Source organism: Parabacteroides sp. KHUB-03 (assembly GCF_056640975.1).
The window spans coordinates 714,023-739,003 of the sequence record NZ_CM153257.1 but is presented as its reverse complement, the minus strand read 5'-3'; the positions used below and the strand labels follow the sequence as shown (position 1 = coordinate 739,003).

The 24,981-nt window shown below is 40.1% G+C and carries 17 protein-coding genes; 14 read left to right on the top strand and 3 right to left on the bottom strand.

The annotated features are described in order from the left end of the window. Nucleotides 1-9 precede the first annotated feature (9 nt). The 9 genes from ACYIB7_RS03100 (at nucleotide 10) to ACYIB7_RS03060 (ending at nucleotide 16,994) form a co-directional block, all read left to right on the top strand. Complete coding sequence (locus ACYIB7_RS03100) at nucleotides 10-1,635, top strand: SusD/RagB family nutrient-binding outer membrane lipoprotein (protein WP_480338052.1); 1,626 nt, start codon at nucleotides 10-12, stop codon at nucleotides 1,633-1,635. A 162-nt stretch (nucleotides 1,636-1,797) separates the two neighbouring features. Then, nucleotides 1,798-3,003: an ROK family transcriptional regulator gene (locus ACYIB7_RS03095; RefSeq protein ID WP_099463457.1), complete on the top strand. Its 1,206-nt coding sequence runs from the start codon at nucleotides 1,798-1,800 to the stop codon at nucleotides 3,001-3,003. A 128-nt stretch (nucleotides 3,004-3,131) separates the two neighbouring features. Continuing rightward, entirely contained in the window at nucleotides 3,132-4,304 is a 1,173-nt protein-coding gene (locus tag ACYIB7_RS03090; protein WP_099464056.1) for a n-acyl-d-glucosamine 2-epimerase, read from the top strand. A 106-nt stretch (nucleotides 4,305-4,410) separates the two neighbouring features. Continuing rightward, nucleotides 4,411-7,518 carry a SusC/RagA family TonB-linked outer membrane protein gene (locus ACYIB7_RS03085; protein WP_480338051.1) on the top strand — a complete coding sequence of 1,036 codons (3,108 nt, stop codon included), beginning with the start codon at nucleotides 4,411-4,413 and terminating at the stop codon, nucleotides 7,516-7,518. A gap of 12 nt (nucleotides 7,519-7,530) precedes the next feature. Then, nucleotides 7,531-9,303, top strand: coding sequence for a RagB/SusD family nutrient uptake outer membrane protein (locus ACYIB7_RS03080; protein ID WP_480338050.1), 1,773 nt, complete (start codon nucleotides 7,531-7,533; stop codon nucleotides 9,301-9,303). 77 nt (nucleotides 9,304-9,380) lie between these two features. Next, complete coding sequence (locus ACYIB7_RS03075; protein WP_103984039.1) at nucleotides 9,381-12,527, top strand: FAD-dependent oxidoreductase; 3,147 nt, start codon at nucleotides 9,381-9,383, stop codon at nucleotides 12,525-12,527. Nucleotides 12,528-12,536: 9 nt separating this feature from the next. Then, nucleotides 12,537-14,432, top strand: a complete 1,896-nt coding sequence (locus ACYIB7_RS03070) for an FAD-dependent oxidoreductase (RefSeq protein ID WP_103984038.1) — start codon at nucleotides 12,537-12,539, stop codon at nucleotides 14,430-14,432. Nucleotides 14,433-14,445: 13 nt separating this feature from the next. Then, nucleotides 14,446-15,549, top strand: coding sequence for a DUF4434 domain-containing protein (locus ACYIB7_RS03065; protein ID WP_480338441.1), 1,104 nt, complete (start codon nucleotides 14,446-14,448; stop codon nucleotides 15,547-15,549). 20 nt (nucleotides 15,550-15,569) lie between these two features. After that, nucleotides 15,570-16,994, top strand: a complete 1,425-nt coding sequence (locus tag ACYIB7_RS03060; protein WP_103984037.1) for a sugar porter family MFS transporter — start codon at nucleotides 15,570-15,572, stop codon at nucleotides 16,992-16,994. Nucleotides 16,995-17,086: 92 nt separating this feature from the next. Here ACYIB7_RS03060 and ACYIB7_RS03055 read toward each other — a convergent pair whose 3' ends face one another. Beyond that, a complete protein-coding gene (locus ACYIB7_RS03055; RefSeq protein ID WP_099463464.1) occupies nucleotides 17,087-18,739 on the bottom strand; it encodes an AMP-binding protein in 1,653 nt (550 codons plus the stop codon). A 60-nt stretch (nucleotides 18,740-18,799) separates the two neighbouring features. After that, nucleotides 18,800-19,354, bottom strand: a complete 555-nt coding sequence (locus ACYIB7_RS03050) for a helix-turn-helix domain-containing protein (protein ID WP_103984036.1) — start codon at nucleotides 19,352-19,354, stop codon at nucleotides 18,800-18,802. Nucleotides 19,355-19,711: 357 nt separating this feature from the next. Here ACYIB7_RS03050 and ACYIB7_RS03045 point away from each other — a divergent pair, with 357 nt between their 5' ends. Together ACYIB7_RS03045 and ACYIB7_RS03040 are read left to right on the top strand one after the other, a co-directional pair. After that, nucleotides 19,712-20,053, top strand: a complete 342-nt coding sequence (locus tag ACYIB7_RS03045) for a type II toxin-antitoxin system RelE/ParE family toxin (RefSeq protein ID WP_480338049.1) — start codon at nucleotides 19,712-19,714, stop codon at nucleotides 20,051-20,053. Further along, on the top strand, nucleotides 20,025-20,327 hold the full coding sequence (locus tag ACYIB7_RS03040; protein WP_103984035.1) for a helix-turn-helix domain-containing protein: 303 nt from the start codon (nucleotides 20,025-20,027) through the stop codon (nucleotides 20,325-20,327). The genes ACYIB7_RS03045 and ACYIB7_RS03040 overlap by 29 nt, the downstream gene beginning before the upstream one ends. A gap of 96 nt (nucleotides 20,328-20,423) precedes the next feature. Here ACYIB7_RS03040 and ACYIB7_RS03035 read toward each other — a convergent pair whose 3' ends face one another. Then, nucleotides 20,424-20,612 (bottom strand): ferredoxin, encoded by a 189-nt coding sequence (locus tag ACYIB7_RS03035; protein ID WP_099463468.1) that lies wholly within the window; start codon nucleotides 20,610-20,612, stop codon nucleotides 20,424-20,426. Nucleotides 20,613-20,804: 192 nt separating this feature from the next. Here ACYIB7_RS03035 and pruA point away from each other — a divergent pair, with 192 nt between their 5' ends. The 3 genes from pruA (at nucleotide 20,805) to proB (ending at nucleotide 24,979) form a co-directional block, all read left to right on the top strand. Then, complete coding sequence (pruA, locus tag ACYIB7_RS03030) at nucleotides 20,805-22,436, top strand: L-glutamate gamma-semialdehyde dehydrogenase (RefSeq protein ID WP_480338048.1); 1,632 nt, start codon at nucleotides 20,805-20,807, stop codon at nucleotides 22,434-22,436. A gap of 45 nt (nucleotides 22,437-22,481) precedes the next feature. After that, a complete protein-coding gene (locus ACYIB7_RS03025; RefSeq protein WP_103984033.1) occupies nucleotides 22,482-23,657 on the top strand; it encodes a proline dehydrogenase family protein in 1,176 nt (391 codons plus the stop codon). A gap of 230 nt (nucleotides 23,658-23,887) precedes the next feature. Next, nucleotides 23,888-24,979 (top strand): glutamate 5-kinase, encoded by a 1,092-nt coding sequence (gene proB, locus ACYIB7_RS03020; protein ID WP_480338047.1) that lies wholly within the window; start codon nucleotides 23,888-23,890, stop codon nucleotides 24,977-24,979. Nucleotides 24,980-24,981: the final 2 nt, after the last annotated feature.

The window sequence follows — 24,981 nt, the reverse complement described above, 5'->3', positions numbered from 1 at the left end:
CAATTATATATGAAAAAGTTCATTAGTAAAATCGCTATATTAGGATTAGGACTGGGATTAATGGCCAGTTGTACTGGGAATTTCGACACGATGAACGTCGATCCTAATAATCCAACAGAAACATCGCCACAATTGATGTTTCCAAAGATGTTGCAATATGGATATTGCACACGTTCTTGGGAATACCAAATAGGAGAAAATTTGCATACAAATCAATATGCACAATACGTAGCGTGTACATCTGCCGGGTTCGTCACCGACCGTTATGGCACTAACGACACATGGATAAAAGAAAGTTTCTGGCGTATGTATTATACATACATTACAAGAAACATGGATTATATAAAAGGGACTTTGGAAGATCATCCTGAATATATGAACATGTATCAGGTAATGCGTATTTATTCTGTATTTGTAGCACAACGTACAACGGACTTATTTGGAGATATCCCTTATACTGAAGCAGGTCAAGGCATCATCACCCCAAAATATGACAGCCAGGAATCTATCTACAATAATTTCTTTAAAGAATTAGATGAAGCTATTGCGTATTTGGAAGAACATAAAAACGAAGGTTTAGCAACATTTGGAACTCAAGACTTAGTATATGGTGGAAACTATGACCAGTGGATTAAGCTTGCAAACTCCTTACGTTTGCGGTTAGCTATACGATTAGCTTATATACAACCAGATGTTGCAAAGACACAAGGAGAAAAAGCTTTAGCAACAAATAATTTATTAGCAAGCACCTCCGACAACGCTGGTATTATCAACTTCCAGGAAAACGATGCAAATTCATTTTACACGATCAGTTTTTGGAATGAGTTCCGCGCCAGTAAAACCATTATTGATGCTATGCTCCCGAATGTTACTATAAACAAAAGTTCAGTAAACGATCCGCGTCTTCCTTTATTATTCAGCAAGACTCAAGGTTATTTATCTGGAGGAAGTAATGTTCCGGATTACAGAGGTGTACCAAACGGTTTAGCAGCAAGTTCTTTAACTCTAGACGAATACAGACCACAAAACAATTCTTGTATTTGGGGATATGAAGCTTGTGATTGGAATTCTAAACCAATAGGATCTGTCGGCGAAAACGACAGCCCTCAGAGTGAAGTTTATGCTATAATAGAAAGAGCACAACCTGTTATGTATTATTCAGAAGTTTGTTTCTTAAAAGCAGAAGCCGGACTTCGTGGCTGGAATGGTGCAGGTGATATTAACGCGAACTATGAAGCTGGTATTCGCGCGTCATTTGACGAAGCTCGCAAAGGTGCAGTTAGTGCATATTCTTATAATCCTGAAGATGACGAAACATATATCAATGCGGTAAAAATTACAAATACGGGAGATTTTGAAGGAGCTTTAGAAAAAATCATTTCTCAAAAATGGTTAGCTCTATATCCTAATGGCGTTGAAGCTTGGTCTGAGTTCCGTCGTACAGGTTATCCCAAATTGAATCCGGTTGTTGTAAACGAAAGTTCTGATATACCTCAAGGTCAGTTTATCAAGAAACTTGCTTACATCAATGATGAAAAGTCTTTGAACCCAAATTCAAACGATGCATCGTTAAATGGAGGCAAAGGTGATGGACGTAATGTAAGAGTTTGGTGGGATACCGGTAGATATAAATAATTTATTCTATATAAATATTTAATTGAGAAACGCATGGGTTAACATTAATCCATGCGTTTTTTTTAAAAAGATATCCGAAAATATTAAAAAGAAAGGAAATATATTTTAACTTTGGCCGATACGGATAGCGAAACTACCATTCGCTTATAAAAACGACAAAATATGGCTACAAATTTTTCTTTTACGGATAGCAATTCAAAAAATGCAGCGCTAAAAAAGCGAATCATTCAGTACCTTATTCTATCAGGCAACTCTTCCATTGCCGATATATCTAAAGAGATGGAATTAAGTGTCCCTACTGTTACCAAACTTATCATGGAATTGCTGGAAGATGGTTACCTTCTTGATTCCGGCAAACAAAACACAAATGGTGGACGTAAACCCAACATCTACGGATTAAATCCTGAATCCGGATATTTTGTCGGCGTAGACGTACAAAGGAAACGGGTTTTACTTGCAACTATTGATTTTAATGGTAAAATAATCGATCAAAACGATATTATTCCTTATATATTAGAAAACACCCCGGAGGCGTTAGAACAATTATGCTCTATCATAGAAACGTATATAAATAACCTTCCTATCGAGAAAAATAAAATTTTACAAGTCGGAGTTAATATGACAGGGCGGATTAATTCACTGTCCGGATATTCTTATAGCTATTTCTACTTTAACGAACGACCGCTCTCACAAATTATAGAAGAATACATACACATCCCTGTTAATCTGGAAAATGATTCACGGGCCATGATGTATGGAGAGTATATGGCAGGTTCAGTAAAAGGAGAAAAAGACATTCTGTTTATCAATATAAACTGGGGGCTCGGAGCTGGAATTATAACAGACGGAAAATTATATTATGGCAAATCCGGATTTTCAGGGGAATTCGGCCATATAAGTGCTTTCGATAATGAAATCATTTGCAAATGTGGCAAAAAAGGATGTCTGGAAACAGAAGCTTCAGGATATGCCATTCAACGAATATTACAGGAACGCTACGCCCAAGGAAGCACAACAATTCTTTCCGATAAAATAGAAGGTGATGGAGATATTACATTATCCGATTTTGTAGATGCCGTATTAAAAGAAGACGTTTTATCTATTGAAGTATTAGAATATGTAGGCAATAATTTAGGACGTTGGATTGCCGGACTTATTAATATTTTCAATCCGGAACTCGTAATTTTAGGTGGTCCTATTTCACAAACACAAGACTACATTCGTCTCCCTATCAAAAGTGCTATTCGCAAATACTCTCTTAATCTCGTAAATCAAGATACTAATTTAATAATTTCAAAACTTGGCGAACGTGCAGGATTATTAGGAGCCTGTTATCTTTCAAGAAGTAAAGTACTTGATATGTTATAAAAATTAATTTATTAATCTTTCCTGTTTCTTTATATGTATTTATTAAAATATTTCATTTATATTTGTTGCACACATAAAAATAATGCGCAATAAGATTTAATATGGAAAAAGAAATAGGAGGATTTAATATGGATTTTAAACAATTAGCGGAAAAATACAAAAGCGAATTATTAGATAATGTAGTTCCTTTCTGGCTGGAAAAATCACAAGACCACAAATACGGAGGTTATTTCACATGCTTGACACGTGAAGGAGATGTTTTTGACACTGATAAATTTATCTGGCTGCAGGGCAGAGAAGTTTGGCTCTTCTCCTACTTATATAATAAAGTAGAAAAAAAACAAGAATGGCTGGATTGCGCAATCCAGGGAGGAGAATTTTTAAAAAAATATGGACATGATGGAAATTACAACTGGTATTTTTCATTAACAAGAGATGGAAAACCATTAGTAGCTCCGTATAATATTTTCTCATATACATTTGCAGCCATGGCATTTGGCCAACTTAGCTTAGCAACAGGTAACAAAGAGTATGAAGATATAGCAAAAACCACATATCAGAAAATCCTGTCTAAGATGGATAACCCTAAAGGCAAATGGAATAAATTAATGCCAGGTAGCAGGGATCTGAAAAATTTTGCTTTGCCAATGATCATGTGCAATCTCTCTCTTGAAATAGAACACTTATTGGACGAAGAAACAATGTCTAAGACAATAGATGTATGTCTGCATGAAGTTTTAGATGTGTTCTACCGTCCAGAATTAGGACTTGTTGTCGAAAATGTAACTGCCGACGAAAAACTTTCTGATTCTTTTGAAGGCCGTGTTCTTAATCCTGGGCATTCAATTGAAGCAATGTGGTTTATTATGGACTTAGGTGTTCGCCTAAACCGTCCGGAGTTAATTCAAAAAGCAGTTGATATTTCTTTGAAAATGGTCAAAAAAGGATGGGATGAAAAATACGGAGGTATTTTCTATTTCATGGACCGTTTAAACTATCCTCCACAACAATTGGAATGGGATCAAAAACTTTGGTGGGTACACATCGAAACAATGATTTGTATGTCTAAAGGATATGCATTAACCGGCAACAAAGAATGTCTAGACTGGTTCAGCAAAGTTCAAGATTACTCATGGGCTCATTTTAAAGATCCCGAATACCCGGAATGGTACGGTTATCTGAATCGTCAAGGAGAAGTGCTTCTACCTTTAAAAGGTGGAAAATGGAAAGGATGCTTCCACGTTCCGAGAGGAATGTATCAGTGCTGGCAAATAATGGAAAAATGTAAAGGCTTGAAATAAAATCAAGCCTTTCAACCACACAAAGACATAGTTAACCACAATTATAAATCCTTATTCTAATAAAAATTATCAACCTAATATTTATGTCTAATTAAAAAGTTTAATTATGAAGGTCCACTTAAAATTTTCAAAAACAAAGACCAACAGGGTAAAACCATTGGTTCTATGTTTGGCAATTGCAGGTATGGCTGTCGGCACCTACCAACCGGTATTCGCAGACGAATCCCCAATCGCAACAATCGTTAACCAGCAAAAAACTATTTCTGGTAAAGTAGTCGATGAAAATGGCGAACCAATCATCGGCGCAAACATCGTCGTAAAAGGTACCACTATTGGTATAATTACGGATATTAACGGAGAGTTTACATTACAAGTCCCATCCGATCAAAGTATCCTAGAAATATCTTATATAGGATATAAATCTGTAGAGATTTCTGTTAAAGGACAGAAATCTCTAGACATCAGACTGATGTCAAACGCTGAAAATTTGGATGAAGTTATTGTCGTTGGTTATGGCACTCAAAAGAAAGTTAATTTGACGGGAGCCGTACAAAGCGTTTCAAGTGAACAACTTGTCAAACGAAATGTGGCCAACTCTTCACAAGCTTTACAAGGCTTAATCCCTGGTGTTGTGGTAGGTCAAAGTTCTGGAGCTCCCGGAGCTGAAGCCTCAATTCAAATTCGTGGTACCGGTTCTATCAATTCATCCGCATCTCCTTTAATTTTAATTGACGGGGTTGAAGGTGATATGAACTCAGTTGATATGAATGCAATTGAATCAATTTCTGTATTAAAGGATGCAGCTTCTGCTGCTATTTATGGTTCAAAAGCATCTAACGGTGTTATATTGGTTACAACCAAGCGAGCACAAAACACAGGCGTAAAAGTCTCTTATAATGGATATGTAGGTTTCCGTACACCAGCAGAAATGCCGGATCCGGTTAACGCAATTGAATATATGGAAGCCGTAAACATTGCTCGTGACAATCAGGATATGTTCCCACAGTATTCGGAAGAACTTATCAACACTTATAAGACTCAAGGAGCTGATAACATTCACAATTTTGATACAAATTGGAAAGATCTACTATTTAAAAATACGATGCTGACTCATAACCACTCTGTAAGTGTCAGTGGAGGTTCTGATCGTATCAAGACATTCGCTAATGCATCTTACAACTACGAAGATGGTTTAGTACCTAATAATGATTACAATCGAAAAGCTTTAAGAACTAACACTGATGCCAAAATCACAGATTGGTTATCTGCCGGTCTTAATTTAAATATCCGTAGAACTGTATCAAAACAGCCTAACGCAGGAGCTGCATCTATTATTAATCAAGCATTAACTTATACTCCTGTTTTTGGTGGTATTAACGCTGATGGGACATGGGGAAACGGACAAAATGGAGTTAACCCAATTGCACAAGCAAAAGTTGGAGGAGTGAATACTTCAGATCACAATGATATCAATGTAAAAGGAACATTAGTTTTAACTCCACTTAAAGGTCTTGAAATATTAGGAAGTTATGACACAAGGAAATATGAAAATAAATCCGATAACTTCACGAATACATACGATACATATGAAGCTGGTAACTATATCATGACATATCCAACTACAGGAAGGGCTAGAAGTGAATCATGGAGTAGACTTATAAGAAACCAATTTAATGCACAAGTTTCTTATGAAAATACATTCAAAGAAAAGCACTATTTTAAAGGGTTCCTAGGTTTCCAAACCGAAGAAATAAAAAATAAAAGCATGGGGGCTGGACGCAAAAATTTCTACTATGATGGATATGAACAATTAAATCATGGTGACGCTTCCACATCCACCGCTTCAGGAAATAGATCTGAATTTGCGATGATGTCATATATTGCACGTTTCAACTACACTTTTGCAGACAAATATTTAATTGAACTAACAGGACGCTATGATGGCTCATCCCGTTTTACTTCAAATAATAGATGGGGATTCTTCCCTGCAGCATCTGCGGGATGGAGAATATCAGAAGAGTCATTCTTTGAACCTTTAAAAGATAAAATTAGCAATTTAAAAATTCGTGCTTCTTACGGTACATTAGGAAACCAAGATATTTCCGGTTATTATCCATATGCATCTACACTAAGTTCCGGTGCAGGGTACTGGTTTAATGAAAAATACACAACTGGTATATATGCATCAAGCATGTCCAATGCTAATATCACATGGGAAAAGTCAACACAAGCAAACTTTGGGCTAGACCTCACAGCTATTAATTCCAAATTAAATGTAACATTTGATTATTATATCAGAAATATAACAGATATGTTGCAGATATTTCCTGCACCTATATACGTTGGTTTAAGTTCTAGTTGGGAAAATGCAGGATCCATGAAAAACAATGGATGGGATTTATCTATCAATTGGAGAGATAAAATTGGAAAAGTAAATTACAGCATAACTGCATTATTATCTGATGTAAAAAATGAAATAACCGATCTATATGGCAACAAATACATTAATGATAATAATACAACACAAGAAGGACATCCTATCTATTCTTGGTATGGCTATGTTGCTGATGGATTCTTCCAATCACAAGCAGAAATAGATAATCCAGATCAACCCGTATATGGAGGAAACAAAGCAAACGTAAAACCGGGCTATATCAAATATAAGGATATAAGTGGACCTGAAGGAACTCCTGACGGAAAAATAGATGACTATGATCGTACTATAATTGGTGACCCGCAAGCTCGCTACACGTTCAGTTTAAATTTAGGTGCGGAATGGAATAACTTTGACTTTTCTGTATTTTTACAAGGTGTTGGTAAAAAAGATATTTATTCTCAAGCATACGGAACAAGACCATTCTACATCGGAAGAACTATATTCCGTAATCAGCTAGATAGTTGGTCCGAGACTAACAGAGACGCTGAATTCCCTTTATTGCTAATTGATGGAAGTGGTAGTAATATGAATAATATACCATCCTCATTCTGGGTTAAGAGCGGAGCTTACATGCGTGTAAAGAACGTTACAATCGGTTATACTCTACCGAAAAAAATTCTCAGCAAAACAAAAATAGACAACCTGCGTTTTTATATAAGCGGTCAGAATTTATTTACTATATGTAATGTTTATGACGGTTATGATCCTGAGAGTGATATAGGTAGTTTTTATCCTGTGATGCAGGTATATACATTTGGAATAGATTTAAGATTTTAATAAAATACAGTTATGAAAAAATTAGTATTATATATATTTGGACTGATAACAATTGGAGTTAGCACTACATCGTGTAGTGACTTCTTAGACAGAGCAGATACTAATGACGGTTATACCAGTCAAGGTTTCTTTAATAGCGAAATCTCTATTAAAGAGGGTGTAACCGGTATCTATGCAAACATGTACATGAATCTGGCCTATAATGTTCCTCATGTTATAACATTAGACCATTTTACCCCTCTCTCCTTAGAAAGAAATGAAAATACGACTATCGGTGCCGGTGGTGGTCTCAATCCTGAAAATGCCTCTGTACAAAGTTTTTGGACATTTCTATATCAAAATATAGCACGTGCTAACGAACTTATTTCTGGAGCAAAAGCATATGAAGAGACACTGAATGCAAAATCTTTTCAATATTTAGCAGAAGCTCATGTACTAAGAGCGTTTTGTTACTATTACTTGATTGGATTATGGGGTGATGTTCCTTTCTTTGATGCACCTGTAACAACAGAACAATACAATGTATCAAGAACATCTAAAGTAGAAATATTAGATTTTATTATAAAAGACATAAACAGTGTTGCAGAACAACTTCCATGGATTGCCGAAGATAGGGGACGTGTCGATAGGGCCTTTGCATACGGTGTTATAGCACGTGCCGGATTACTAGGAGGAGGTCTGAATTACGGAGGAAAAAGTTCAGAATATTTTAAAGCTGCTGCAGAGGCGGCATCTAAAGTCATCGGTCAAAGAGGATTAGCTCAGAATTTTGAAGATTTGTGGACTATTACTGGACAAGCCAAAAGTGACGTTCGCAATGAATTCATATTTGAATTACCTTATAGCAATACTGCCAGCGTCCAAAAGGTTAATGCAATTGCATTTGGACAAGTTTCCCGAATTCAAGGACAAACGGGACGCCATCCTAGTTCAATGTTAGCCGACACATATGAATGTATCGATGGTAAACGTATCGATGAATCGCCATTATACGATCCACGCCATCCCCAAAAAAACAGAGATCCCAGATTCGGAGCAACACTTTGGATGCACGGAGATACATGTACAACAAATAATGGTTCTATAAACACCATTATATTGGAAGCATATGAATTAACAACCAAGCAGTATAATTATACGACAAATACATGGGAAGAAAGAAATAATGACGATATGAATAGTGCTGCAGCTTGGGCAAGTTTCTGCAATGCTGGTGTGGGTTACATCTGGGCAAAATATAGCAAAGAAATAGATGAAAATATCAGTAGCGCTAGTTGTAACGTTCCAATAATGCGCTATGCTGAAATATTGTTAAGCTATGCAGAAGCTAAAATTGAATTAAATGAACTAGATCAGTCTGTATACGATGCCATCAATCAAGTACGTAACCGTGCAGGTATGCCTGACGTATCAGCAGACCGCATAGGAAACCAAGACAAAATGCGTCAACTAGTAAGACGTGAACGTAAAGTGGAATTTGCCTTGGAAGGTCTTCATATTTTTGATATGAGAAGATGGGGCATCGGAGATATAGAAAATGATCAACCGTCTTACGGATTACCATTGCCAACAATCCGTTATGAAGGTATGTCTGCCACTGATATTCCTAATTTCAAAAAGAGTGCACGTCACGATTTAAATGACATTCCAAGTTATGATATATACAAGAGTAAATTAAAAGTTAGAGATGTAAATCGTTATTGGGATAAAAAATTTGAATTATGGCCTATTCCTCAACAGGAAAGAAACCGTAATCCAAACCTAGCACAAAACGAGGGTTATTAATAACAAGAATACAAAATCATGCCGGAGCAATTCCGGCATGATTATTTTCAATAAAAAAGATATGAAGAGGATATATCATGATAACACGTAGAGATTTTTTAAAGCTAACAGCAGCTAGTAGTGCGCTGGTATCATTCGGCAACGTTACCGAAGCAAAGAATAAAATTCAGCAATTTACTCAAGTTCCATCCTTTTGCGAAGAGTCTGAACGCAATATTCCTATTATAGAAGAAACCGATATCGTCATTATTGGAGGTAGTTCCGGAGCCGTTTCTGCGGCTGTTTCTGCAGCAAAAACAGGAAGCAAAGTTTTTTTAATAGCAGGCATGCCTTATCTGGGAGATGATATTTGCGGTTCATTCATGTACCAAATAGACAAAAAAGAAGAACAGGCACAAACAGCAATTGCCCGAAAAATATTTTTAATAGAAGAAGATCCAAGAATCTCATATAATAATCTCCCGGAAAAAGATATTTTATATACCCAACAACAAGCCCCTACTCCCTTACATGTAAAAACCACCTTAGAAAACGAATTAATCAACAACGATATACATTTCCTATACAGTAGCTTACCTACTAACGTTTTAATTGATAAAAACGGTAATATTGCCGGTGTTGTCATTGCAAACCGTTCGGGTAGACAAGCCATTCGTTGTAAAGGTATTATTGACACAACAACGACAGCCGTCATTGCAGAAATGTGTAATGTTCCTTTTACAGAATTCAAACCGGGAAAACAAACATTTACTTACACTGTAGTAGGAAACAAAGCGATTGAATCGCCAAAGATTTCGAAGGTAAACACTATGCCATTTACTGTTAAATCAGATGGCAAAGAATATCCAGTAATCCGTTATACCTTCGATTACGAAATAAAAGACAAATCTTATGCATCCTTAATGGAAGCCGAACAATATATCCGGGATATTACTTGGGATGCAGACCAAGTTGACAGTTCCGATCTTCTATGGTATACTCCTTCATGGCATATCATATCAGCTGGGGAAAAGCTGAATTCTCTCTTATCAATGGAATCCATCCCCAAAAAGCCTTTTGTTCATAATGTTATAAAATACTCACCGGATGGGTTCGAAACAATCCGTTCCGCTTACGAATTACCCAAACAAGCATTTGCATGTCAAGGAGTCAAAAACCTTTGGGTTGTAGGGCCATGTGCGGCAGTTCCACGGGATGTAGCCGGCTGGTTATCCCGCCCGGTCAATGCAATGGCGTTAGGAGAAATGATGGGGGAATTTGTTGCCAGCAATCTACAAGACACCCAATTAGCGACTGATTATCAAATTTCAAGTCCTAAAGGAACAGCTTCTTATTGTGGAGAAGTAAAAGAACTTTTATATCCTCTACGTCCAAATCTGGATAAAGGCTACGTAAAAACCAATCAATCTATTTTGCCTGTATTAGGCCAATACGACGTAGTCGTTATGGGAGGCGGTACCGCCGGGGCACCAGCCGGAATTTCTGCTGCCATGCATAATGCCAAAACTTTGGTTTTAGACTACCTCCATGGTCTCGGAGGAATAGCAACTCTAGGCTTTATTGGCTGTTATTGGGATGGTTTCCGCGAAGGTTACACAGCAGAAATTGACAAAGCCGTACGTAATATGGCTCCTGCCGATCATCCACGTCAGATTAAGTCTGACGCCAAGTTCCGTGCCGACTGGAAAATAGAATGGTACCGTCAACAACTCCGCAAACATAAAGCCGAACTATGGTACGGTGTCATCGGATGCGGAGCATTAGTACATAAAGGAAAAGTGGAAGGTCTTATTGTCACAACACCTTTCGGCCGTGGCGTTATATTATCGAATATTGTTATCGATAGCACCGGAAGTGCAGATATAGCCATTGCAGCCGGAGCAGATTACGAATATACGGGAAAGAAGACCCTTGCCGTACAAGGAGCCGGACTATCCCGTTTCGAACCAAATGACTATTACAATAATACAGACTGGACTCTTATTGATGATACGGATATATTAGATGTCAGTCGTCTTTATGTACAGGGCAAAGCAAAATACAAAGGATTTTATGATTTAGGAAAACTCCCTCAAACACGTGAAAGACGCCGTATTATAGGAGATTATACAGTCACTGTATACGACGTAATCAATCATAAAAGATATCCTGATACCATATCATATCATAAAAGTTCATTTGACACGCATGGCATGACAATCGATCCTTTCTTCACATTGAATCCTCCAGGCAAACGTCACGTAATATATGACGCAGATGTACCTTTAAGATCTCTGTTACCCCGCGGATTGGAAGGAATCATTGTCACAGGCTTGGGAGCAAGCGCACACAGAGATGCCATGCCTGTAATCCGCATGCAGCCATGTCTTCAAAACCAAGGTTATTCTGTTGGCTATCTGGCAGCATTGGCAGCAATTGATAAACAATCATTAAGGAAAATCAACATCCGGAAGATTCAAAAGCATCTTGTTGAAAAAGGAATACTTCCGGCTCGCGTACTCACAGACAAGGAAACTAAAACTTATTCTGACAAGGAATTCGAAGTTGCAGCCCGCCAGGTTGTGGAAGAGCGTTATAAAGGCCTTGAAATATTACTTACCGATCCAGCCAGATGCATCCGCATAGTCCGCAAAAATATATCCGGAGCATCAGGCGATGCCCGTCTTATCTATGCTAGTATCCTCTGTATTTTAGGAAATAAAGAGTTTGCGCCTGTTGTTGCAGATGCGATCAAGGCCTATGATGTTTGGGATGAAGGATGGCACTATACTGCATCGGCTCAATTCGGCGAATGCATGAGTCCGCTGGACAGTCTCATCATTGCACTCGGAAGCACAGGAGATGCATCTGTTCTTCCCGTCATTTTGGAGAAAGCAAACCAATTGAAACTGGAAGATCATTTTTCACACTATCGTGCTATATGTATAGCATGTGAAAAAATTAAAAGTTCCGAGGCTACACCTGTATTAGCCCGACTCCTTACTATTGAAGGCATGCGGTATAATGATATACCTTCATACAGGATAGCACAAACCAGAATAGTTCCTTATGTTCATGATATTTCATACAGAAATCGTATACTAAAAGAGCTTCATTTGGCCAAAAGCCTTTATCTTTGTGGAGATAACAACAAATTAGGTGAAAACACACTAAGCAGATACGCGTGCGGATTGGAAGGACACTATGCACGCTTCGCTCGGGAGATATTGACTAATAAATACTGATGAACTTTTATGAAACGAATTGTATTTTCATGTTTTTTTGCATGTATTTGGACTATCTTTCTAACCGCATGCCAACAACCAAAGGAAGTAGACGTACTTATTATCGGAGGCGGTGCCAGTGGAACCGCAGCCGGTATACAAGCTGCACGATTAGGAGCCAATACGCTTATTGTTGAAGAATATGAATGGTTAGGCGGTGCTCTGACATCAGCAGGAGTAAGTTGTATTGATGGAAATTATCGGTTACCTTCCGGTATATTCGGAGAATTCCGTAATGAGCTTTCAAATTATTATGGAGGAACAGACAGCCTGCGTACTTCATGGGTATCGGCCGTAGCTGCCGAGCCCAGTGTTATGAATAAAATATTCAAGCAAATGGCAGAAAAGGAGAACCGGCTTGATTTATGGTATAACTCCACTGTTCAAAAAATCGAAAAAATGCCCAGAGGCTGGCGTGTTGTGATCGATAAAGGAGGAGAGTATCAACTATTGGAAGCAAAAGTATTGATAGATGGTACCGAATTAGGAGATGTTGCCAAAGCCTGTGGCGTTAAATACGACATAGGAATGGAAGCCAAGAGTTTATCCGGCGAAGATATTGGCCCGGAGGTATCGAACAATATTATTCAGGATCTCACATACGTTGCAATATTGAAAGATTATGGCAAAGACGTTACCATAGCCAAGCCCGAAGGCTACGATCCCTCGATATTCTATTGTACCTGCAAATACCCTAAATGTAAAAACCCCAAAAAGGGCAGTGTCTTGTGGGATAAAGACAGAATGATTACTTATGGTAAATTGCCGAATAATAAATACATGATCAACTGGCCTATCGAGGGTAACGATTATTATCTGAACATCATTGAAATGAAGCCTAAAGAACGCAAAGAAGCATTGCAAAAAGCAAAAAACTTCACTATGTGTTTCATTTATTATTTACAAAATGAATTAGGCTTTAATACATTAGGTCTTGCCGATGATGAATTTCCGACAGCAGACAAATTGCCATTTATTCCATACCATCGCGAATCAAGAAGAATACACGGACTCGTTCGCTTCAATGTCAATCACATGGCATCTCCATATGCGCAACCGGAAAAGTTATATCGTACGGCTATCGCAGTAGGAGACTATGCTGTTGACCATCACCATGCCCGATATCCCGAAGCAGACAAGCTCCCGGAACTACATTTCTACCCAGTTCCTTCTTACGGACTGCCATTAGGAGTTATCATTCCAAAAGATGTTGATCACTTGCTGGTTACAGAAAAGTCTATTTCTGTATCCAACCTGGTAAACGGAACAACCCGCCTGCAACCCATATTGGTACAGATAGGACAAGCGGCAGGTGCTTTGGCCGGACTGGCTGTAAGAGAAAAGAAAGATGTTTCAGAAGTATCAATACGTGAAGTTCAATCTGTATTACTCCGGGGAGGATGCTATCTGCTACCTTTCCTGGATTTACCCAAAACTGACAGGAACTTTGCCGCCTTGCAACGTATTGGAGCAACAGGTATCCTGAAAGGACGCGGTACAAACCGGGGGTGGTCTAACGAAACCTGGTTTGATGCAGATTCTGCATTAACTGCCGAAGCATTGCTTCCGGGATTGAAAGACTACTATCCCAACTTCAACCCCAAAATACAGAATAAGGAAATAACAGTTAAAGAAGCAATCCAATTGACTTATGATTTAATGGAATACAACAATAGCCCTGCATACGAAAAGAATCTGGATGATTTTATCAATAGTATTGCTCCACGCTGGGATTCGGCAAAACTTAGTAATTTTTCATTAGATAGAGCTATTACCCGCAAAGAGTTTGCTGTGTTGTTAAATTATTATGTAAATCCATTCGAAACCATTCCTATAGACATCAAAGGAAATATAATAAACAAATAACTTAATATTTTTTATCATGACAAATAGTAGAAGAGAATTTCTCAAACAGGTATCGGTTACAAGTGCTGTTCTTGCAACCGGCAGCCTTGCCTCATGCGCTGATAAGAGTAATTGTTCTAAAGACGGCAACAAAAAATCTTCCGGCGAAAACATCGAAAGTACATTAATTGTCCCCAAAGCACAGGGTTTAAAGATAAGCGGAACATTTTTGGACGAAATATCACATGACATTCCTCATCAAAACTGGGGAGAAAAGGAATGGGATCAAGACTTTGCCTACATGAAAGCCATTGGTATTGATACCGTAATTGTTATCCGTTCAGGATATCGCAAATTCATCACCTACCCTTCCGAATATTTAATGAATAAATTCGGTTGTTACAAACCTTCAGTCGATTTGATTGACATGTACCTGAGACTGGCCGACAAATACAACATGAAGTTCTACTTCGGTTTGTACGATTCGGGTAAGTATTGGGATACAGGCGATCTTACCTGGGAAATAGAATCCAACAAATACGTTATTGAAGAAGTATGGAAAAAATACGGTCATTATAAGAGCTTCCAGGGTTGGTACCTCTGTCAGGAAATCAGCCGCGCTACCAAAGGTGCAAAAGATGCTTTCAGTAGCCTGGGCAAACAATGCAAGGAAGTATCCGGAGGATTACCTACTCTTATTTCACCTTGGATAGACGGTAAAAAAGCTGTTGATGCAGCCTCTGGTTCATTGAGTAAAGCGCAGGCAGTTTCTGTCGAGGAACACGAAAGAGAGTGGTCTGAGATCTTTGAAGCCATCAAAGGCAATGTTGATGCCTGCGCTTTCCAGGACGGACATATAGACTATGACGAACTGGATGCATTCTTTAGCGTCAACAAGAAAATGGCAGACAAATATGGTATCGAATGCTGGACAAATGCTGAATCATTTGACCGCGACATGCCTATCAAGTTCCTGCCAATTAAATTCGACAAGTTACGCATGAAGTTAGAAGCTGCAGCCCGTCAGAACTATGATAAGGCCATCACTTTCGAGTTCTCACATTTTATGAGCCCGCAGTCTGCATACCTTCAGGCAGGCCACTTGTACGACCGCTATAAGGAATACTTCAACATATAATAAAGAAAAGACTGTAATTTATGAACAACAACAATGTTAACATGGGATATGTAATATTCCTATCTCTCGTTGCTGCTTTAGGCGGATTCCTTTTCGGATATGACACAGCAGTTGTATCCGGAACCAATCAGCAAGTAGCTAAATTATTCGGGCTTGATGAGATGCAACTGGGCTGGTACGTAGGTTGCGCACTGGTCGGTTCGATCGGCGGTGTATCTGTTGCCGGTATTTTAGGTGATATGTTCGGGCGTAAACGCACAATGTTATTCTCCGCCATCCTTTTCTCGCTTTCTGCCATAGGCTGTGCAGTAAGTACGGATTTCACAATGCTTATTGTTTCCCGCATCTTTGTAGGTGTAGGTATCGGTATTGTTTCCATCATATCTCCGTTATATATATCAGAAGTAGCTGTTGCAAAATATCGCGGCAGCCTTGTATCACTTTACCAGTTCGGTGTAACAGTCGGTATGGTAGGAGCCTATCTGGTAAACCATCTTTTGCTGAACCTGGCCGAAAGCGGTATGGCAACAATAACCGATCCGGCATCCGTCTCTCTATTCGAAAAAGTATTCTATACCGAATCGTGGCGCGGCATGTTAGGAATGTGTGCCGTTCCTTCCGTTATATTCTTTATAGTGATATTCTTCATACCGGAAAGCCCGCGTTGGTTAATTCTAAAACGTCGCGACGACAGTGCACAGCATATTCTGCAACGTATCTATGGAAGTATCCAGGAAGCGGTAAGCCAGTTGGAAAGTACCCGCCAGATGGTAATAAGCGAGGATTCCTCAAAGTCAGGCCAATGGGCTTATCTTTTCAAGCCGGCTATCTTTAAGATGGTACTTATTGGTTCTGCCATTGCCATTCTGGGTCAGTTTATGGGTGTAAATGCCGTGCTATACTACGGTCCTACAATCTTTGAACAAAGCGGGCTTTCAGGCGGCGATTCATTATTTTACCAGGTACTTGTTGGTTTGGTTAACATGATTACTACTATCATTGCATTGTTTATCATCGACAAAGTAGGACGTAAGAAACTGGTATACTGGGGAGTTTCAGGTATGATTTTAGCATTATTGCTAATTGCATTCTACTTCCATAACGGTGAAGCAATGGGCATATCAAGTATATTCCTGTTGGTATCATTCATGTTCTACATTTTCTGTTGTGCAATCTCAATCTGTGCGGTAGTATTTGTTCTTCTATCAGAAATGTTCCCGATTCGCGTGCGTGGTCTTGCCATGTCTATTGCAGGATTCTCTTTATGGATCGGTACATACCTGATCGGACAGTTAACCCCGTGGATGCTGAAGAACCTGACTCCGGAAGGAACATTCCTATTGTTTGCCGCCATGTGTATTCCTTACATGTTTATCATGTGGAAACTGATTCCCGAAACAACCGGACGCTCATTGGAAGAAATTGAAAAAATGATTTCAGAGTAAAGACGCTTTTCCATAGGATCTTTGCTTTAAACTGATAAGCCGGAGTTTTTTATAAAAACTCCGGCTTTCTTTATATATTCTTTATAGCAAATCTACTTATTATCCTTATCTCTGATTTCTACCCTGCGTATCTTACCGCTGATTGTTTTAGGCAGTTCGTCTACAAATTCAACAACACGAGGATATTTATAAGGAGCGGTAACCTTTTTAACGTGTTCCTGAAGTTCCTTTACCAGAGCTTCGCCGGCTTTCGACTTATAATCTTTAGCCAATACAATTGTGGCTTTTACCACTTGTCCGCGTATTTCATCGGGTACACCGGTAATGGCGCACTCTACAACTGCCGGATGTGTCATCAACGCACTTTCCACTTCAAACGGGCCGATACGATAGCCGGAACTTTTAATCACATCATCGGCACGGCCAACAAACCACAGATATCCGTCTTCATCACGCCAGGCAACATCACCTGTGTAATATAACCCATCATGCCAGGCTTCATGCGTACGTTCTGCATCCCGATAATATTCTTTAAACAAACCAATAGGCTTACCATTAACTGTATGGATTACGATTTGTCCCTGTTCTCCGTCTTCTGCTTTTGTCCCGTCCGGGCGCAAAAGGTCTACATCATATTGAGGATTTGGAACCCCCATCGATCCTGGCTTTGGTTCCATCCATGGGAATGTAGCAACCGTCAGAGTCGTTTCCGTCTGGCCAAAACCTTCCATCAGCTTAATACCCGTAAGCTTATAAAATGTATCGTACACGGCAGGATTCAACGCTTCGCCGGCTATCGTACAATACTGCAGCGAAGAAAGATCATACTTGCTAATATCTTCACGTATAAGGAAACGGAAAATAGTAGGCGGGGCACACAATGAAGTAATACGGTAATCCTGAATCATCTGCAACATATCGGCCGGTGTAAACTTTTCATGGTCGTACACAAATACCGTAGCACCGGCAATCCATTGGCCATATAGTTTACCCCAAACTGCTTTTCCCCAACCGGTATCGGCAATCGTAAGGTGCAAACTGTCTTTATGCAGGTTGTGCCAAAAGCTACCCGTAACGATATGTCCCAAAGGATAAGTAAAGTCGTGAGCCACCATTTTCGGGTTGCCTGTTGTACCTGAAGTAAAATACATCAGCGAAATATCGTCATTACTATTCGCACGTGCCGGACGTACAAATGGAGCAGCATTTCTTATACCTTCATGAAAGTCATCAAAACTTCCCAGTTCAGGGCCTACAGAAACAACAGTCTTAATAGACGGTGAATCGGCAAGCGAATCTTTTATATGGGAAAGTATAGGCTCTTCTCCGGCACAAACTATCATCTTTATATCAGCCGCATTGGCACGATATACGATATCTTTCTTCGTCAATAAGTGAGTAGCAGGAATAACGACTGCCCCCAACTTATGCAATGCTATGATACTGAACCAAAATTCATATCTGCGTTTCAATATAAGCATCACCATATCTCCGTGCCCTATACCTAAAGACTGGAAATATGATGCTGTCTGATCGGTATATTTTTTCAGATCGGCAAAAGTAAAATCAATATGCTCTCCGTGGTCATTCGTCCAGCAAAGCGCTTTCTTATCCGGTTCTTCGGCAGCCCATGCATCTACTACATCATAGCCGAAATTAAAGTTCTCAGGCACTTTTATCCTGAAGTTTTTCTTAAAGTCCTCTTGCGACGTGAAAGTCGTTTGGTCTATGAATCTTTCTAACATATTCTCTTAATTGATAATCGAAGACAAGGATTCCGATTCCTTAGCTTCCCAAGTCTTAATTTATAAAATGATCGCCAAAAAACTTACTTTTTCTCCATCCAGAGCCTTCATTCCATGAGGCAACTCAGAGTTAAAGTAGATACTGTCTCCTTCTTCCAGTATCAATTCTTTATTATTTATCTGCAAAAGCATACGTCCGCTCAATACAAGATTATATTCCTGTCCTGGATGCGAGTTCAGATAAACAGGCTCTTCATCCGGCTTAGGATGAACAGTCACCAAAAAAGGATCGGCCTTTCGTCCGGCAAAACCAGCCGCCAGTGATTGGTATTTATAGGCTTTGGTACGCTCTACAGCTATACCTTTTCCTCTACGGGTAACAAAGTAAGCACTCATCTTCGGTTCGTCTCCAAACATTAGTGTAGTCAGCTCAACACCATAAGCCTGAGATATCTGATGGAGTACACTTACCGAAATATCCACCGTACCGCTTTCAAGCAAAAGATATTCATCCGTGGTGATGTTGCATACTCTGGCAAGTTCTTCAGGCGTAATCTCCAATGCATCACGCAACCCGGCCAGACGTTCTGCAATTTGTCGTATCTGCTCATTCATCTGATGTAGTTTTTTATTATGATTAAGATGCACCAAAGGTAAGAAGAAATACAGCACTTTCTAATAAAAAGTACAGGAATAAATAATCTTTTCAGCAAGGCAAAAATTGATTTCTACCTAGGTAAAAATTAATTTTTAGCTAGGTAGTAATTAATTTTGCCCCTGGTCAAAAGAATAAAAGTATAGTATCAAACGATTAAAAAGTCCGCAGAACAAAAATAAATCAAGGTAAGAAAATACTTCTCACTACAAATTGACCGTCTACAAAGAAATAAGGGCTTAGGAAAGGCTGATTTGATTTCACGAAATATAGCCTTAAAGGTTGCTCAATTGATAAACTTTCCAGATCTTTGCTACATGAAAAGACAGATAATAGCATATGAGAACTACTACAAAGATTTTTTCAATACTCTCGATAAGGGAACACAAGAAAAGGTTCTGTATGGTTTGCTTATGCTAAAGACTCAAGACCGATTACCGGCCAAGTATGTAAAATCCATACGAGACGGTTTGTTTAAACTTAGGATAGAGTGGCAGAGTAATATCTACCGGATTTTCTTTTGCTTTGACGAGGGACAAATAGTGATATTGTTCAATGGCTTTCAGAAGAAAACCCAGAAAACACCTGATAAAGAAATAGATAAAGCATTAAAACTAAAGGAAGAATATTATGAGCGAAAAAGAACTAAAGATGTTTGATGTCGATGCACAATTAGACGTAGCATTTGGCAAAGAAGGAACTCCGGAGCGTAGAGCCGCTGAGGATAAGGCTCACGCTTTCTTTACAGGACAAATTATAGAGGAAGCCCGAAAGAAGGCCAACATGACACAGGCGGAACTTGCAGAGAGGATCGGGACAAATAAATCTTACATTTCCCGTGTTGAGACCGGCAGAACGGAACCGAAGGTATCTACCTTCTACCGTATCGCCTCAGCTTTGGGATTAACTGTTGAGTTGAACCCGGTCATGTAAGAAGTGCTAGAATGAACCGGGGCAAACTACAACTAAGTTGCGTTTGCCCCGCGTTAGGAATATATTCGGAAGCGATGAAAAACAAATTCCGGTTTGTTATTCGAATTTAATTACTTCAACCGGACACTCATCGGCAGCTTGCTTGATGCCTGCTTCAAAGTCGGCAAAAACAACACCTTCTCTTACTTCTGAGTGATCTGATACAGTAAATACTTCAGGGCAAACCGACTCGCAGTTGCCACAGGCTATACAGCCGTCTTCTATCCAAACTCTACTTATCGCCATAATTCTTTCCTTTAAGATGATTAACTTGTAATAATAACAATCCCATATACCGGAATGTTGCGACACTTTGTCAACACTTACCCATCCTTTAAAAATATTTTAACTATAATACTGTCTATTTTCTCATAATATTCCGTAAGTTTACAAACATATAACATTATGTATTTAACCTTATATAAAATCTGAATTACAATGGATAACGCAATTTTCAGCTTCCCGAAGCCAATTAACGAGCCAGTGAAAGCCTATGCTCCCGGTTCTGCCGAAAAGAAAGTATTAAAACAAACCCTCGCACAACTTAGTTCCGAAGAATGGGATATTCCCCTGGTGATAGGAGGAAAAGAAATCCGTACAGGAAATACCGGAAAAGTGGTCATGCCGCACGATCATCACCATGTACTGGCAACTTACCACAAAGCCGGCGAAAAAGAAGTGCAAATGGCAATTGACGCCGCCATGAAAGCACATAAAGACTGGTCGGAATTGCCTTGGGTGGAACGCGCATCCGTTATGCTTCGTGTTGCTGAATTGATTTCCACTAAATACCGCTATCTGGTAAATGCGTCCGTAATGTTAGGCCAGAGCAAAAATCCGATGCAGGCAGAAATTGATGCCCCTTGCGAACTAATTGATTTCCTGCGTTTCAGTACATTCTATGCAAGCCAGCTTTATGCTGATCAGCCTTATTCCGAGACCGGTATATTGAACCGGATGGAGTATCGCGCCCTCGAAGGTTTTGTATTCTCGCTTACGCCTTTCAACTTCACCTCTATAGCATCCAACTTAAACCTGGCTCCTGCCATGATGGGAAATGTTTGCGTATGGAAGCCATCTACCAGCGCTATCCATTCCAATTACCTGTTGATGAAAATATTCCGGGAAGCAGGCTTACCCGACGGTGTTGTCAACTTTATCCCCGGCCAGGGAAGCGTAATCGGCAAGGTCGTTACAACCAGCCGTGATCTGGCAGGTTTCCATTTTACAGGTTCGACTTCCACCTTCAACACCCTTTGGAGACAGATGGGAGAAAACCTTGGCACCTATAAATCTTATCCGAAAATCGTAGGAGAAACAGGTGGAAAGAATTTCATATTCGTGCACCCATCCGCTCCTACAGCTGATGTTGCAACAGCCATTGTACGCGGTGCATTCGAATATCAGGGACAAAAATGTTCTGCCGGCTCACGCGCTTATATACCGGCTTCACTCTGGAAAGAAATAAAAGAACAGGTAGGCGAAATGCTGAAAGAAATCAAGATGGGAGACGTACAAGACTTTTCCAACTTTATAAACGCAGTGATAGATGAAGCATCATTCGACAATATTATGAGCTACATCAACTACGCCAAGCAATCGCCCGACGCGGAAGTAATCTTCGGCGGACATGGAGACAAGTCAAAAGGTTACTTTGTGGAACCTACTGTTATCCAAACCACCGACCCTATGTTCAAATCAATGGTGGAAGAAATATTCGGCCCGGTTATTACGGTATACGTTTACGATGATGCCAAATATGAAGAAACACTCGAATTGTGCGACCGCACTTCTCCATATGCTTTAACAGGCTCTATCTTTGCCCGCGACCGTTATGCGATAGACGTTGCATTCAACAAACTCCGCTATGCCGCCGGTAACTTCTATATCAACGACAAGCCTACCGGTGCTGTTATTGCCCAACAGCCATTCGGAGGTTCAAGAGCTTCGGGAACGAACGACAAGGCAGGTGGTCCGTTGAACCTGATCCGATGGACAAATCCGCGGACTATCAAGGAAGCGCTTGTTCCACCAACAGACTATAAATATCCATTCTTGGGAGAAAAATAATTAATTCCGGACAACCTGATAAATCAACTTCACAAATCGAATACTATGTTGGATTTTAATAACACCGAGATTGCTTTCTCGGCTAAATCACAGGGCGAACTAAAGAATGCTTACCTTCTTTTTAACACCATAAAACATCCGTGGCTGGTAAAGTGCGCAAAGATAGGAAGCTCGATTGCCATCAAGATTCATTTTCCTTTGGCATGGGCTGTAAAGCCTACACTTTACAAGCAATTCGTAGGAGGCGAAACTTTGCAGGATTGTGCCGGGGTAATCAACCATTTAACGAAGTTCAACGTTAAATCGACGCTCGACTTCTCCGCCGAAGGCGAACAAACCCCTGAAGGCATCCGCGCCACGTTTGAAGAGACTTTAAGATCTATAGACTACGCAAAAGGAAATCCCAATCTGGCTTACGCCGTGTTTAAGCCTTCAACCATAACAACCGACGAACTACTTTGCAAAGCTTCCGAAAAACGCAGTGAGCTGACTATCGAAGAAGTAAAACAATTCAGGGAATTCCGCGAACGTTTCATGGCTCTTTGCCAACGCGCTTACGATAACGATGTCCGTATTCTTGTGGATGCCGAAGACTATTGCTTTCAGGACGCCATCGACGAATTGACAGACGATGCCATGCGCCGGTTCAACAAGAAACGCGCCATCGTCTTTGCCACATTGCAAATGTACCGTCATGACCGCATGCCGTACCTGCGCCGCATATACGATGACACAATAGAAAAAGGCTATATCGCAGGAGTCAAGTTTGTAAGAGGCGCCTACATGGAAGAAGAACGTGCCCGCGCCGCAGCATTGGGTTATCCCGACCCCATCTGCAAAGACAAACAGGCTACTGATGAAAACTATGATGCCGGAGTAGCTTTCGTAATGGATCATCTGGATCGTTTCGAAATGTTTATGGGAACCCACAACGAAGAAAGCAATTATAAGCTGGCTAAGCTGATGGATGAAAAAGGAATCCCGCACAACGACTCCAGAATCTTCTTTGCCCAATTGCTGGGAATGAGTGATAACATTTCATTCAACCTTGCCCACGAGGGATTTAATGTTACCAAATATGTTCCGTACGCTCCCGTTCGGGATGTACTTCCTTATCTGATACGACGGGCAGAAGAAAACACATCCGTAGCGGGGCAAACAAGCCGCGAGCTTCGTATGCTAAAACACGAAATGCAGCGTCGTACACAAACAAGAAAATAAATGAGGTTGTGTCCACCGGACGCAGATAACGCAGAACACACAGAAAAACGCAGACTGATTTTATTAATAATCAATAGGGTCTGCGTTTCTCTGTGCTCCGTCTGCGTTCCTTAATTCCGATTTTTGACACACCTTCAAACTCATTCAAATACCAAAATGTTAATTCTACAGCCATATTGACTTCCTTTTCGATTATAGTATCTATATTTGTAAACTAAAGTATCACAAATATGGCATATCAGTTTACAAGAATAGCAATCAAAATCGGAAGCAACGTACTCACGCGCAAAGACGGATCGCTGGATGTCACCCGTATGTCAGCACTAGCAGATCAGGTTGCAGAGCTTCATCAGCATGGTGTAGAAGTAATCCTAATATCATCCGGAGCCGTAGCTTCGGGACGAAGCGAAGTGAAGCCAAACAAAAAGCTGGATCACGTATCTGCCCGCCAACTTTACTCTGCCGTAGGCCAGGCAAAATTAATAAACCGGTACTTCGAACTGTTCCGCGAACACAAAATAGCTTGCGGACAAGTATTGACCACCAAGGAGAACTTTGGTAGCCGTACGCACTATCTCAACCAGAAGCACTGCATGGAAGTAATGTTGGAAAACAAAGTAATTCCCATTGTAAACGAAAACGATACCATCTCCGTTACGGAACTGATGTTTACCGACAACGACGAACTGTCCGGCCTCATCGCCACCATGATGGGCATGGATGCACTCATCATATTAAGTAATATAGACGGTATATACAACGGCAACCCGCAAGACCCGGCATCCGAGGTAATCCGGACAATAGACAACGGCAGACAGGACTTGTCCGAATATGTACAAACAAGCAAATCTTCATTCGGACGCGGCGGTATGTTAACCAAATGCAATATCGCCCGCAAGGTAGCCGACGAAGGCATCACCGTTATCATTGCCAACGGCAAGAAAAACAATATCCTACTGGAATTATTGGCTAAAGGAAGCGATACGGTTTGCACACGCTTTCTTCCTTCGCCCAAACCCGTAAGCAGCGTAAAGAAATGGATCGCCCATTCCGAAGGCTTTGCCAAAGGAGAAATCCATATCAACAAAGGTGCCGAGGAAGCACTTCTCGACCCGAAGGCAACCAGTATCCTGTTGGTTGGCGTAACACATATAAAAGGAGAATTTGAAAAAGACGACATCGTAAAAATAATCAACGAAGAAGGTATACAATTAGGCGTAGGCTGTGCCGGCTATGATAGCAGGGAAGCTACCCGGCTTATCGGGCACCGCGATTTGAAACCGCTGATACATTACGATTATTTATATTTAGACCAGGCATAAAA

Coding starts and splice junctions, on each gene's coding strand:
- ACYIB7_RS03100 (WP_480338052.1), top strand. CDS start 10: ATGAAAAAGTTCATTAGTAAAATCGCTATATTAGGATTAGGACTGGGA.
- ACYIB7_RS03095 (WP_099463457.1), top strand. CDS start 1,798: ATGGCTACAAATTTTTCTTTTACGGATAGCAATTCAAAAAATGCAGCG.
- ACYIB7_RS03090 (WP_099464056.1), top strand. CDS start 3,132: ATGGATTTTAAACAATTAGCGGAAAAATACAAAAGCGAATTATTAGAT.
- ACYIB7_RS03085 (WP_480338051.1), top strand. CDS start 4,411: ATGAAGGTCCACTTAAAATTTTCAAAAACAAAGACCAACAGGGTAAAA.
- ACYIB7_RS03080 (WP_480338050.1), top strand. CDS start 7,531: ATGAAAAAATTAGTATTATATATATTTGGACTGATAACAATTGGAGTT.
- ACYIB7_RS03075 (WP_103984039.1), top strand. CDS start 9,381: ATGATAACACGTAGAGATTTTTTAAAGCTAACAGCAGCTAGTAGTGCG.
- ACYIB7_RS03070 (WP_103984038.1), top strand. CDS start 12,537: ATGAAACGAATTGTATTTTCATGTTTTTTTGCATGTATTTGGACTATC.
- ACYIB7_RS03060 (WP_103984037.1), top strand. CDS start 15,570: ATGAACAACAACAATGTTAACATGGGATATGTAATATTCCTATCTCTC.
- ACYIB7_RS03055 (WP_099463464.1), bottom strand. CDS start 18,739: ATGTTAGAAAGATTCATAGACCAAACGACTTTCACGTCGCAAGAGGAC.
- ACYIB7_RS03050 (WP_103984036.1), bottom strand. CDS start 19,354: ATGAATGAGCAGATACGACAAATTGCAGAACGTCTGGCCGGGTTGCGT.
- ACYIB7_RS03045 (WP_480338049.1), top strand. CDS start 19,712: ATGAAAAGACAGATAATAGCATATGAGAACTACTACAAAGATTTTTTC.
- ACYIB7_RS03040 (WP_103984035.1), top strand. CDS start 20,025: ATGAGCGAAAAAGAACTAAAGATGTTTGATGTCGATGCACAATTAGAC.
- ACYIB7_RS03035 (WP_099463468.1), bottom strand. CDS start 20,612: ATGGCGATAAGTAGAGTTTGGATAGAAGACGGCTGTATAGCCTGTGGC.
- pruA (WP_480338048.1), top strand. CDS start 20,805: ATGGATAACGCAATTTTCAGCTTCCCGAAGCCAATTAACGAGCCAGTG.
- ACYIB7_RS03025 (WP_103984033.1), top strand. CDS start 22,482: ATGTTGGATTTTAATAACACCGAGATTGCTTTCTCGGCTAAATCACAG.
- proB (WP_480338047.1), top strand. CDS start 23,888: ATGGCATATCAGTTTACAAGAATAGCAATCAAAATCGGAAGCAACGTA.